This is a genomic window from Paenibacillus sp. J22TS3, assembly GCF_018403205.1.
Lineage (GTDB): Bacteria > Bacillota > Bacilli > Paenibacillales > Paenibacillaceae > Fontibacillus > Fontibacillus tuaregi.
Genome location: NZ_BOSF01000002.1, coordinates 636,661 through 649,875, shown reverse-complemented (window position 1 = coordinate 649,875; position 13,215 = coordinate 636,661). Strand labels below are relative to the sequence as shown.

The 13,215-nt window shown below is 49.7% G+C and carries 11 protein-coding genes; all 11 read right to left on the bottom strand.

What is annotated here, in order from left to right:
• Positions 1-3 precede the first annotated feature (3 nt).
• The 11 genes from yfmF to dpsA all read right to left on the bottom strand — a co-directional run bounded on the left by yfmF (position 4) and on the right by dpsA (position 13,138).
• Positions 4-1,284: an EF-P 5-aminopentanol modification-associated protein YfmF gene (yfmF, locus tag KJS63_RS08900; RefSeq protein ID WP_213618783.1), complete on the bottom strand. Its 1,281-nt coding sequence runs from the start codon at positions 1,282-1,284 to the stop codon at positions 4-6.
• Positions 1,285-1,434: 150 nt separating this feature from the next.
• Positions 1,435-2,319 (bottom strand): spore cortex-lytic enzyme, encoded by an 885-nt coding sequence (gene sleB / locus KJS63_RS08895; protein WP_068619225.1) that lies wholly within the window; start codon positions 2,317-2,319, stop codon positions 1,435-1,437.
• Positions 2,320-2,478: 159 nt separating this feature from the next.
• Positions 2,479-5,088, bottom strand: coding sequence for an FtsK/SpoIIIE family DNA translocase (locus KJS63_RS08890; RefSeq protein ID WP_244862538.1), 2,610 nt, complete (start codon positions 5,086-5,088; stop codon positions 2,479-2,481).
• 67 nt (positions 5,089-5,155) lie between these two features.
• On the bottom strand, positions 5,156-5,386 hold the full coding sequence (locus KJS63_RS08885; protein ID WP_213618782.1) for a YlzJ-like family protein: 231 nt from the start codon (positions 5,384-5,386) through the stop codon (positions 5,156-5,158).
• Positions 5,383-6,102 carry a ClpP family protease gene (locus tag KJS63_RS08880; protein WP_213618948.1) on the bottom strand — a complete coding sequence of 240 codons (720 nt, stop codon included), beginning with the start codon at positions 6,100-6,102 and terminating at the stop codon, positions 5,383-5,385. Before KJS63_RS08880 ends, KJS63_RS08885 begins: the two co-directional genes overlap by 4 nt.
• 242 nt (positions 6,103-6,344) lie before the next feature.
• Positions 6,345-8,024: a ribonuclease J gene (locus tag KJS63_RS08875; protein ID WP_213618781.1), complete on the bottom strand. Its 1,680-nt coding sequence runs from the start codon at positions 8,022-8,024 to the stop codon at positions 6,345-6,347.
• 300 nt (positions 8,025-8,324) lie between these two features.
• Positions 8,325-9,185, bottom strand: a complete 861-nt coding sequence (dapA, locus tag KJS63_RS08870) for a 4-hydroxy-tetrahydrodipicolinate synthase (protein WP_213618780.1) — start codon at positions 9,183-9,185, stop codon at positions 8,325-8,327.
• Between the two features lie 70 nt (positions 9,186-9,255).
• Positions 9,256-10,476, bottom strand: a complete 1,221-nt coding sequence (gene dapG / locus KJS63_RS08865; RefSeq protein ID WP_213618779.1) for an aspartate kinase — start codon at positions 10,474-10,476, stop codon at positions 9,256-9,258.
• Positions 10,477-10,549: 73 nt separating this feature from the next.
• On the bottom strand, positions 10,550-11,590 hold the full coding sequence (locus KJS63_RS08860; RefSeq protein WP_213618778.1) for an aspartate-semialdehyde dehydrogenase: 1,041 nt from the start codon (positions 11,588-11,590) through the stop codon (positions 10,550-10,552).
• Positions 11,591-11,648: 58 nt separating this feature from the next.
• Positions 11,649-12,245 (bottom strand): dipicolinate synthase subunit B, encoded by a 597-nt coding sequence (locus tag KJS63_RS08855; protein WP_213618777.1) that lies wholly within the window; start codon positions 12,243-12,245, stop codon positions 11,649-11,651.
• The gene (gene dpsA, locus KJS63_RS08850) at positions 12,242-13,138 is read right to left on the bottom strand and encodes a dipicolinate synthase subunit DpsA (protein ID WP_068619237.1); all 897 of its coding nucleotides are present in this window, start codon (positions 13,136-13,138) and stop codon (positions 12,242-12,244) included. The genes KJS63_RS08855 and dpsA overlap by 4 nt, the downstream gene beginning before the upstream one ends.
• Between the last annotated feature and the right edge of the window lie 77 nt (positions 13,139-13,215).

The following is a 13,215-nucleotide window of genomic DNA, read 5'->3' as shown; positions in this document are numbered from 1 at the left end:
AGCCTATTCCTCCTTTTCGCCTTTTAAGAAGTATACCGTATTTAAGTGGAACGTTTGAGCCGCTTCCTTCACATCGCTGGCTGTAACCTGCTCTATTTGGGCCAACAGCTCTTCCGGGCTGCGTTCCTTACCTGAAATGACCCTGTTAAAATCATAAGCGATCATCTCAAAAGCGGAATCCTGCATCTCCACAATATGATTCCGAATCATCGCTTTCGTCTGATTCAGCTCCAAATCACTGATTTCCCCTTGGCGCATAGCCTCAAGCTGATTTTTAATAATTTCAAGCGCCTTCTCATAATTGGCAATTTCAATCCCGGATTGGATCGTCGCCATGCCTTTATGACCGTCATATCTTGAGGAGGCGTAATAAGCAAGGCTTTCCTTCTCCCGCACATTAATGAACAGCTTGGAATGCGGATAACTGCCAAGAACGCCATTATACAGCAAGGCGGTAGCATACTTGTCGTCCCCGTATGTAATCGAGGTTCTGAGTCCAAGATTCAGCTTGCCCTGATTCACGTTAAGACGCTCTTCGACCGTATGCACATCCCCTGTCTCAAAGCTCACATTCGTTGGGGTGTATTGTCTGGCTTCCGTCCGTTTGATCTTAAAGCTCTTTTCCACAAGCTGGGTAACTTCTTCAAGCGTTGTATCCCCGACCACATAGAGATCCAGATTCGCATTCTCCACCCAGCTGCCAAAGGCGGAATACAAGCTTTCCGGTGTAATGGCGGCCAACTCTTCCCTGCTGCCAAGCGGATGCAGACGGTAAGGATCATTCCGGAACATCTCTTCGAGACAGCGCTCGGCCGCGTAGCGGATCTTGTCATTGATAATCGATTCCAGCTTCTTACGAACGGTCTCCTTCTCTGCTGCTACATAAGAGGCACGGAAGCTTCCAATCTCAGTTACCGGCTCAGTCAGCACTTCTCCCAGAAAGGAGAAGGACTGCTCCAATAACGATTCATTACTCTGTACAAAGCTGTCATTAATCGTATCCATGCGGAGCTGCACGATCTGGTGATCGCCTCTCTTGTAAATATCGAAACCGAAGCCGGCGCCATACAGATTCTCAAGCCGCTCCCTGAATTGTGTCGTTTCCGGATAGGACACCGTACCTCTGCGGAGAACAAACGGAATCAGACCGGTTGTTGCCACCGTTTTTTCTTCAAGGGGAATCCCGGCATATACAGAAATCGCAAACGTTTTAAACCTTTTTGTCGGCATTACATGAATTCGGATATGGTTTACGCTTCCGCGCTCAAACAAAATCTTATTCAAGGACAAAACCCCTTTACGAGAGACTGTTGATGAAGTATATTGTCACATCATCTGCATAATAACGGCAAATTTAAATCCATTCTATACCATTCCAAAGTAAAGAAGCAACCAGGGGGACCCTGAGCTGCTCTTCGTTGTCAAGCTTTACTTTTACATACAGAAAATATGTTTGCCGATCGTTTTGATCTGGGGTCTTGTCCAGATCCATTTCGATGTAGCCGTTTCCGGGTTAAAATAATACAGGCATCCTCCGGACGGGTCCATGCCGTTCAAGGCCTCCCTTACAGCTTTTCGTGATGACTCGTTCGGCTCAAGCCAGATCTGTCCGTCTGCCACGGCTGTAAAGGCACCGGGTTGAAAAATAACACCCGATACGGTATTCGGGAAACTCGGGGATTTTACCCTGTTTAAAATAACCGCGGCCACTGCAACCTGTCCTTCAAAGGGTTCCCCACGGGCTTCTCCGTTTACCGCGTTTGCCATAATCTTCAGGTCATTCTCCGAAAGCCCAAGCGGGTTGGAAGAAGAAAGCTCACCCGTGTTGCTTTCCTTATTACTTGTGCTGCTCTCATTATTACTTGTGTTCTTGCCTGTCTGATTGTTGCCCGCATTTTGCTCTTCCGTATTCTCATTTGTATTCTGGTCTGGATTCGGATTGTAGGAGGACGCCTTCGGCACCCAATCCTTGGTCGCATTGTACAGCATCAGCTTTGTTTTCGCACCAGCCAAGCCATCCGGAGTCATTCCGAATTCGGATTGGAACCATTTCAAAGCTTTTTTGGTGGTTTCACCAAAATGGCTGTCAAGCTCCCCATGATAATATCCCAGGAAGGCAAGCCTGCCCTGCAGCTCATATACATCCTGCCCGAACGACCCCAGCTTAATCACCTGGGAGCTGAATGCCGGGAGGGTGTTCTCCTGCTTGTCACTCGCAGCCGGTGTCATATTTGTCTTTCTAAGCTGGTAGGTTCCATACAGGGTGCAAACCAATAAAAAGACCAACCCGGCTGTCAACCAGATTTTCTTGTTGTTCATACGTCAAGTCCGCCTTTCTCTTGTTTGGTAAGATGGTAACTTTAGTATGACAACAGCTGCCTTTTCCTATGCACTGACTTAGGCCCTGCTCTCGCAAATAAAGAATATGCCAAAAAAGAGCGCGCATCTTCATGCGCACTCTAACTTAGATATACAAGCCTATGAGCTCACTCTATTCTGCTGTTTGTACTGCTCTATAGAGGTTAACACTTCCCTCGGCTTGCTTCCTTCATATGGCCCTACAACGCCTCTAGCTTCCATGGAGTCAATTAATCTAGCCGCACGTGTGTATCCTACCCTCATGCGTCTCTGAAGCAGGGAGACGGAAGCCTGCTTCGCCTCCAGCACAATTTGAACCGCCTGATCATACAGTTCATCAAGCTGCTCCTCAGGTTCTTGGACAGAGTCGTCCACTTCAGGGATTAAAGTCTCATCGTATTCCGCTTCCGCTTGACCGCGGACATAATCAACGATGGCTTCAACCTCCTGATCACTCATAAACGCACCCTGTACACGAATAGGCTTGGAAGCGCCCATCGGCATGAAGAGCATGTCGCCGCGTCCCAGGAGCTTCTCAGCTCCCGCCATATCCAGAATCGTCCGGGAATCAACCTGCGAAGACACGCCAAACGCAATACGTGATGGAATATTCGCCTTAATCACCCCTGTGATAACATCTACAGAAGGGCGCTGAGTCGCAATAATCAAATGGATTCCAGCCGCCCGCGCCATCTGGGCCAGACGGGCAATAGCATCCTCCACATCATTGGCGGCCACCATCATCAAGTCGGCAAGCTCGTCAACAATGACTACAATATAAGGGAGAACGGCTGCCGGATTGTCCTTCATCATATTGTTATACCCCTCAACATTACGTGCCCCTGATTTGGAGAACATCTCGTAGCGCTTCTCCATCTCGACAACGATCTTCTTCAAAGCCAGCGAAGCCCGTCTGGGGTCGGTGACGACAGGAGCCAGCAGGTGGGGAATTCCGTTATACATATTAAGTTCAACCATCTTCGGGTCTACCATGAGGAATTTAACCTCATCCGGCTTGGCTTTATACAGAATGCTTGTGATGATGCCGTTAATACACACGGATTTACCTGAACCCGTGGCACCGGCAACGAGGAGATGGGGCATCTTGGCCAAATTGCCAACGATCGTCTGACCTGAAATATCCCTTCCGAACGCAATGGACATTTTGGACTCCGCATCCTGGAAGGTTGGTGTTTCCATTACCTCCCGCATGGTGACCACCGACACCTCGCTGTTTGGAACCTCAATTCCAATCGCCGATTTACCCGGGATAGGCGCTTCCATCCGGATATCCTTAGCCGCAAGAGCAAGCGCAATATCGTCCGTTAAGTTCACAATCCGGCTTACCTTAACCCCGATATCAGGCTGGATTTCATAACGGGTTACTGCCGGACCCCGGACTACCTCGAGCACCTTGGCACGTACCCCAAAGCTCTCAAGTGTAGCCTCGAGCTTGCGGGCCGTCTGCATATAATCCGCCTGATCTCCTGCTTTGGCTCCGCTTACGCCTTTAGACAACAGTTTAAAGGAAGGAAGCTTGTACGGCTTGGGTACAGGCTTCGGAGGTGGTGTGGGAATAGGGGTAAGGTCTTGGGCCGCACCCGGCAAATCGCCGTTCTCAGGCCCCTCTTCCGCATGGGCAGAGGGCGATCCGACAGCGTCCGGATCAAATGGAGTGTAGGAATGGGAATCTTCCCTATCATCCATGTCTGCCGTCTGGTCGTCCTTGTCTTCCTCCCGGACATCTTCGCGTTTAATCTGGTCAAAGAAGTCCCGGATGATGAGACTCGGCTCCTGATTCTGATTGGCGGTCTCCGTTTCTAGAGGAGACGGCCCCGCATCACCCGAGGTATACACCCCGTCCCAGTCCACATCCTCAGGCGCATCCCCAGATGTCCCGTTCTCTGCAGCTGTTGAATCTTCCTGCTTGTTCTTCTCCTTAAATCCGAGCAGTTGGAAGAACACCGGCTTCTTGCGAACGCGCTCCTGTTCCTGCTCAGGGAAGTGATCCTCATCTTCCTCCATCTCATCAACAGCAGGGGTAATTTTGACCGGCCGTTCCTTAGATTTGGTGCCTTGAGCAACCGGGGTTGGGCGAAGCAGCCGATACTTCTTGCTTAGAAGTGCAGCCGTGCGGCTTGTACGATCTTTAATGATACTAAACAGCTCAACATAGGATAAGTTCGTAATTAACATGAAACTGATCGCAAACATCACCAGCATCATTAATTTGGCTCCCGTGATCCCAAACAGAACATAAAGCAAGATAAATTCCAGCGCCCCAACATAACCTCCGCTAATATCCAAATTGAACATGGACGCTACTCCCGTACCTACCTGGGTCAGCGCAAACTGAAGATCATGGTGAATCTGACGTAAGATATTAGTCGGAGTCAAAGGCAGCACAGGAGCAAGCTTGGTCTGCATAGCCGAAATCGTGCTCATCAATGTAAAAGCAAGAACGAGGAGAACTCCACCGGTTCGTCTTGAGCTCCATTTGGATGGCCACTTCCGGTGAATCATTACGGTAAGTCCTACATATATTCCTATCAGGGGAATGACAAAGTAAAACTTGCCAAGCACCATCGCGGACATCTTAAACAATGTATGTCCAACAGCGGCTTCTCCAGCAAGTCCGATAATTGATAATGTGATCAGGATGATCCCGTAGATTTCATACTTCAGCACACTGCCCAGTGTGGCTTTTTTCTTTTTTCTTTTTCTGGCCAAAAGGACCACCCCCAGAAGATTATTATACCATAATCCTCCGGGGCTACCTATAGAAATAAGCTGTCGCTTAGCGTCGATTCAGGAGTGTAGGAAGGTAGACAATTTCCTGGCCGGGCGCATAACAGGGATTCAGGTAATCCTCTAAACCCCCGCGAAGGATACGGACAATGGTCGCCCTGCTGCCGGCTTCCAAACGAACCTGAAGAAGCACTCCGTCCATCTCTACTTCGGTGAAGACCTCCTCCACGTCCGCATTTTCCCATATCAGTTCCCAGGGGATAACAGTATAATGGGTCATTGGGTTAAGCCCCCTGCCTGAACTTCTTTACGCTCCTTAATAAGTTTGTTTAAGTGATTCAAAGCCTCACCAATTCCTCCAAGGCCGTCAATTAGGCCATAGTTCACCGCATCCGCCCCTCCGACAGCGGTGCCGATATCCCGGTTCAGATCTCCGGTTTTAAACATCAGTTCTTTGAAGAGCTCCGCAGAGATTCTGGAGTGTGAAGTCACAAACCGCACCACCCGCTCCTGCATCTTCTCGATATATTCGAACGTCTGCGGTACACCAATGACCAGACCCGTCATACGGATCGGATGAATCGTCATCGTGGCGCTCTCCGCGATAAAAGAATAGTCCGAAGAAACCGCAATAGGCACTCCGATGCTGTGTCCGCCTCCAATCACCACCGTGACTGTAGGCTTGGATAGCGAAGCGATCATCTCGGCTATGGCAAGTCCTGCCTCCACATCTCCGCCAACAGTATTGAGGATAATCAGAATGCCCTCAATCTGCCTATTCTGTTCAGCAGCGACAAGCTGAGGGATCAAATGTTCATACTTGGTCGTTTTATTTTGGGGTGGGAGCACAATATGTCCCTCAATCTGCCCGATTATGGTAAGACAATAAAGATTGGATACCTCAGCTACTGGAACTGAGGTTTGTCCTAACTGCTGAATATAATCAATGACAGGGGGCTTCTTCTCAGCCGGGGCTTCCTGTGGAGGAAGCTCCATCCGGAACTCAGGATAACCATGGGATAATTGCGGTTTGTACATCATCTTCATCCTTCCGCTCTGTTGGTTTGCTGTATGCACGATCTACAGCTTCCTGAGTAGTATGCCGCCAACCTTTACCACCCTATGCATCGCCCATCTTCCCCCGGCTGTGGGCATAGAAAAGCCCCCTTTCCCGCTAGGAACCGTCCAATATTACCGGCAGGAAAGGGGGCGACTGTGTGCCCGTCTAATCAGTTGTATTATACTTCCATAATAATTGGAAGAATCATAGGTCTGCGGCGGGTCTGCTCATACAAGAAGCGGCCCAGCGCATCCTTCACATTCGTTTTTAGAGAAGCCCATTCATTGACGTTCTCACTCATCAACCGTACAAGGGTGCTGGTTACGATGCGGTTCGCTTCTTCAAGAAGACCTTCCGACTCTCTTACATATACAAATCCGCGGGAGATAATATCCGGACCGGATACGATCGTGCCATCCTGTTTGCTTAGCGTAACTACTACGACTAAGATACCATCCTGAGAGAGCAGCTTGCGGTCACGAAGTACGATGTTGCCGACATCCCCAACACCTAGTCCATCAATGAGGACATTGCCTGCAGGAACCTTGCCGGCTTTGCGTGCCACGCCATTCTGGATTTCTACCGTATCCCCGATTTCAATCAGGAAAATATCCTCACGCGAAATCCCAACGGATTCCCCGAGCAGAGCGTGCTTGCGAAGCATACGATACTCACCGTGGATAGGTATAAAGTACTTCGGCTTCATCAAGTTAAGCATCAGCTTAAGCTCTTCCTGGCTGCCGTGACCGGAGACGTGAACCCCGGAGTTGGAACCGCTGTAGATCACCTCTGCCCCAAGACGGAACAGCTCATCAATTGTGCGTCCAACATATTTCTCATTACCTGGCACCGGTGTAGCCGCGATAATTACCGTATCCCCTGGCAGGATGTCAACCTTGCGGTGTGTGGAACGGGCCATCCGGGTCAGCGCTGACATGGGCTCGCCTTGGCTTCCTGTAGACAGGATAACAACCCGGTCGCTGGCCATCTTGTTCACTTCTTCAGGCTCAATCAGAATGCCATCCGGCACATCCAGATATCCAAGTTCAGATGCGATGGATACCACATTCACCATACTGCGTCCGATAACCGTCACCTTGCGGCCGGTTGCGAAAGCGGCATCAAATACCTGTTGAATACGATGGACATTTGACGCAAACGTTGCAACTACAACACGCTGCTGTGCCTGACGGAAGATATCTCCAAGAACAACGCCGACATTCTTCTCCGAAGGCGTAAAGCCTGGTTTCTCCGCATTTGTACTATCGGACAGCAGGGCAAGTACACCTCTTTGTCCAATTTCAGCCATACGCTGCAAATCCGCAAATTGACCATTGACTGGTGTATGATCAAACTTAAAGTCCCCGGTATGCACAACATTACCTTCCGGTGTCTCGATGCAGACGCCTACGGAATCCGGAATACTATGGTTCGTCTTAAAGAAAGTGGCTTTCAGTGTTGAACCCAGTTGGATTTCCGAATCCGCGTTGATCAGGATACGCTTTGTATCCCCGAGAAGGTTGGCTTCTTTAAGCTTATTCTCCACCAATCCCAAAGTCAGCTTCGTTCCGTACACAGGAACATTCAGATGCCTCAAAACATAAGGCAATCCGCCAATGTGATCTTCATGCCCGTGAGTCAGGACAATGCCTCTTACTTTATCACGGTTCTCCGTTAAGTAAGTAATATCAGGAATTACGATGTCGATCCCCAGCATATCCTCCTCTGGGAACTTAAGGCCGGCATCAATGACAACGATGTCATTGGCATACTGAACCACATACATGTTCTTCCCGATTTCTGCAACGCCGCCCAGTGCAAAGATCGTTAGTTTATCGATGTTATTTTTTTTAGACAAGTGAATCTAACCCTCCTAAATGTATTGGACGTCGTATCATTTCGATTTATGCAGACTGAACTAAATCCTAAAGATTCTCTTTAGAACAAATCCGCACATAATTAATATTCAAAAATATACCGCACCCAGTCACTTGACCCCATTATACATGATCAAATTGGCAAAAAACAAGTCAGTCAAGGATCACCCGTTAACGTTACCTTGCACAACAACAAAAAAACCGATGCCTGAAAGAGCGCAGCGGTTTTTAACATTCGCGTAATTATTTAACTTTTGAGACCGGATTTAACGGTCCTAAGACTACAGAATTTCACGCAGACGGGCAGCTTCCGCGTCTGTCGGTGGCACAAGAGGAAGGCGAACAGAGCCGACTTCAATTCCCCGCTCGTTCAGAGCGGATTTGACGAGAACAGGATTTGGGCATTCAAACAAGCCCTTGAAAATAGGCAGGAGCTTCTGATGGAGCTTGGCTGCCTCAGCAGCCTCACCCTCAAGGTAGGCATGGATCATCTGCTGCATCGGCTCGCCGATAAAATGGCTCGCGACACTCACAATTCCATATGCACCAACGGCAAGTGCCGGAAGTGTAGCCGCATCATCGCCAGAATATACTTTGAAACCTTCTGGTGCCAGGCCAGCTACCTCGGCTAACTGGTCGAGCGAGGAACATTCTTTGATCGAAGTGATATTAGGAATTTCAGCCAGACGAAGGATCGTCTCAGCAGTCATATTAATGACTGAACGGCCAGGAATATTATAGAGCATCACCGGAAGCTTCGTTGAAGCGGCTACAGCTTCAAAATGCCGGTATAAGCCTTCCTGATTGGTCTTGCTGTAATAAGGAACAACCAGAAGCACTCCATCAACACCAAGCTTCTCAGCCTCAGCGGTAAGATGGATCGAATGCGCCGTATTGTTGCTGCCTGTTCCAGCTATGATTTTGCAACGGCCCGCGGCATGTTTGACCGCGAATTCAAACAACTGCAGCTTCTCCTCATCGTTGAGCGTAGGAGACTCTCCTGTAGTTCCGCATACCACCAAGGCATCCGACTTTTGTTCCTCGATCAGATAGTCTATAAGCTTAGCCGTTTGTTCCAGGCTGACATTCCCTTGTTCATCAAATGGCGTGACCATGGCTGTGATTAGTCTTCCGTAATCCACCTTAACTCCTCCTTAAGCATTGTTATGAAGCCTTCATTATTTAACAAGCATGCAGCCTGAATATCGTCGACTACCGGTGAAGCTCAAATTTCGTATGCAGGGCACGGAGCGCCTGAACCATATCATCTTTGTGAACCAGTACCCAAATCGTCGTGTTCGAATCTGCCGATTGCAGGATTTGGATATGATGCTCTGTTAAGGCTTCAACGATCTTGGCCATAATTCCCGGTACTCCGTTAATGCCGCCACCGATGACCGAGACCTTAGCACACCCATTCAACACCTTAGGTTTGAACCCAAGTTCTTCAAGCACGGCAACCGCTTTGATGCTGTCGCTGTCAAATACCGTATAAACTGCCCCCGCAGGGGTTACATTAATAAAATCCACACTAATGGAGTTCTCAGCCATAGCCTTGAACACATCCAGTTGAAGATGATGCGGTCCCTGCTCGCCGGCTTCTACCGTGATCTGGGTCACGTTGCTTACATAGGCAATACCCGTCACGAAACGGTCCACAATGCCGGTCTGAACATCTTTGAAGCCTTCCGGATTTGCCACCAGGGTACCCACATTATCTGAGAAGGTCGAGCGGACACGTACAGGAACACTGGACTGCATAGCGATCTCTACAGCCCGAGGGTGAATGACCTTGGCCCCTTGATGGGCCATGTTGCAGATTTCCGCATAACTTACATAAGATAGCGGCTTAGCATCTTCTACGATCCGGGGGTCAGCTGTCAGAATCCCATTAACGTCCGTATAAATATCCACAATCTCCGCATGCAGAGCCGCACCCAGCGCGGTTGCCGAAGTATCGCTTCCTCCTCTGCCCAGGGTTGTGAAATCTCCGTTTAAGCTCTGCCCTTGGAAGCCGGTTACAATCACGACATCCTTGCTGCTGAGTTCATCGAGTACTCGTGCCGGGACCACATCCAGAATGCGTGCATTGCCGAACTGCTCATCCGTGCGGAATCCAGCCTGAGCTCCTGTGAGAACTACAGAAGAGATCGACTCCCGTTCAAGCAGCCCGCACAGTGTTGTTGCAGAGATGATTTCACCGCAGATCAGCAGCAGATCCTTCTCCCGTACCGGCAGATTCCCCCCATTCTCCGCTGCCCATTCCAGCAGGGTGTCCGTCGCATAAGGGTCTCCCTTCCGGCCCATGGCGGATACAACGACGACGAGACGGTATCCTGTCTCCAGCTCTCTGCGGATATGACGTACGACATGTTCCCTTGCTTCCGCAGTTGCAAGAGATGTGCCTCCAAATTTCTGCACCATGATGCGCATTGCTATTCCTCCAGTATGTTGTCAAAAGAAGACATACGCCACCTATCCGAAGAAAGGAGCGTATGACATAGGGTTACTTCGATTTATTTGCAGCGATAACCTCTGCAATCTGTACCGCATTCCAAGCGGCGCCTTTAAGCAGGTTATCGGACACGATCCACAGATTCAGACCACGCTCATTGGTAAGATCACGGCGGAGACGTCCAACGAAGACATCGTTCTTCCCTGCGGCATCCGTCGCAAGCGGGTACACTTGGTTAGCCGGGTCATCCACAACAGTTACTCCTGGCGCATTATCGAGCAAAGAGCGGACTTCATCCAGATTGTAATCTTCCTTGAGTTCCACATAGACAGACTCCGAGTGCCCATAAACAACCGGAATGCGGACACAGGTTGCTGTAACAAGCACGGACTCATCGTTCAGAATTTTCTTGGTTTCGCGGACCATCTTCATTTCTTCCAATGTGTATCCATTATCCTGGAACTTATCAATTTGCGGGATCGCGTTAAAAGCAATTTGATGTTTCACAGGAAGGGAACCTACAGGCAAAATATCCGGATTTGCCGCATTTCCGTTCAAAACTTCACCAGTCTGGCGGTGAAGCTCGTCGATAGCACGGCTGCCCGCGCCGGATACCGCCTGGTAAGTCGATACAATAATGCGTGAGATACCGTAACGGTCATACAGCGGCTTTAGTGCAGCTACCATCTGGATTGTGGAGCAGTTCGGATTCGCAATGATTCCCTGATGCTCGTCAATTTGGTCTGCATTGACCTCAGGGACAACCAGCGGAGTATTTGGATCCATACGGAATGCGTTCGTATTATCAATAGCTACAGCTCCATGGCGTACAGCATGGGGAGCAAGCTCCTTGCTCACATCTCCGCCTGCGCTGAATAAAGCGATGTCGATTCCTTCAAAACTGTCCGGGCCAGCTTCTTCAACGGTAATCTCCTGTCCCTTAAAAGTCACGCGGGTTCCTGCAGAACGGGCCGAAGATAAGAGCTTCAGCTTATCGATCGGGAAATCTCTCTTCTCCAATAGTCCGATAATTTGTTCTCCTACAGCACCCGTCGCGCCTACAACCGCGACATTCAATTTCGTTTTACTCATCTGGCACGTCTCCCCTTCTCTAATCGTTACTATATATAATAAGTCATTATTACAGTAGTCAGGCTTGCTGTGAGTGTTCAATGATGACAGGCTGGAGCTGCTGCCCCTGCAATGCTGCGTAACACGCTTCAGGGACCAGATCCATACGGGATACAAGCGAATTTGGTTTTCCGGTTGGATTGTCCTGCCCGAAAGGTACGAAATAAACATTTTTGGCTACAATCAGCTTGGCGATGTTGGCCAGATTGAAGCCAAGACCATCATTCGTGGAGATAGCCAGAACCACCGGTCTGCCGGTTCTAAGCTGTGCCTTGGCCGCCATCAGGACCGGACTGTCTGTCATGGCGTTCGCCAGCTTGCTGGTAGTATTGCCCGTACACGGCGCAATGACCAGCACATTCAACCGCTTGGAAGGACCCAGCGGTTCAGCCTCGACAATTGTAGAAATGATATCATTCCCTGTAATATCTTTCAACTGTTTTTGCCAACTCTCAGAAGTACCGAAACGCGTGTCCGTAGTCATCACCGTCTGTGACACAATGGGGATTACGTTTGCTCCGCTATCCACCAAACGCTGAATTTGAGGCATCACTTCCGCAAATGTGCAGTGTGAGCCTGTTATGGCATAACCTACCGTTATTCCCTGCAAGTTCATTGAACATCCCCCCGTATCTTCTGTTCCATGATCGACTGACAAATACAATTTGCCATAATAATTCCAGCCGTTTTAGGAGCGACGATTCCGGGTAAGCCGGGAGCCAAGAGCGCCTTGACGCCTCTCTTCTCCGCGTAACGGAAATCCGTTCCTCCGGGAGCAGAAGCAAGGTCGATAATGACTGCCTGGCGGGGCATCTGTGCAATGATTTGCGCTGTGACTATCATAGTCGGAATTGTATTAAAAATCAAGTCGATATCCGAGGCCTGGTCGGCCAAATCCGTTGTCATAAAAGGCTTCCAGCCCATCTCAACCGCCCTGGCGAAATGGTCGTGCCGCCTGACTCCTGTCTTAACTACCGCACCCAATGACTGCAAATTCCTGGCTAAAGTGAACCCGGTCCGGCCAAGTCCAAGCACCACACAATTGGAACCATGAATGGTGATATCCGTATTCTGGATCGCCATCATTAACGCACCTTCAGCCGTTGGAATGGAGTTATAGATCGCAACATCGTCGCGGTCCAGCAGCTCAAACAGCTGCAGCCCATACTTGGCCGTATGCCTGCGCAGGAACTCCTTGGCCATACCGGTGTAAATCATGACATCCTTTGGCATTGCCGCAAAATGTTCTTCAAGAAGAATAATCGGGTCCTTGGAGAAATGAACCGGGACCGATCCCTTCTCGTCACTTCCAACCACCGGCAGCACAATCACGTCTGCAGATGCAAGCAGCCCGGTGGTGAGTGTCTCCAGAGTGACGCCTCCTGGAGGCTCCTCAAGCTGGTCGAAACCCACAATTCTCACATTGGCATCAAGCTCCGCACATTTGCGGATCACTTCGATTTGGCGCGCATCTCCACCGAGGAACACAATAGTCAGCCCCGTAAACATGAAGGAGATCACTCCTTTCCTAACAGCACATATAGAGCATCTTATGCACCTGCCGGGAAAGGGGTGAAAGCCGTCTA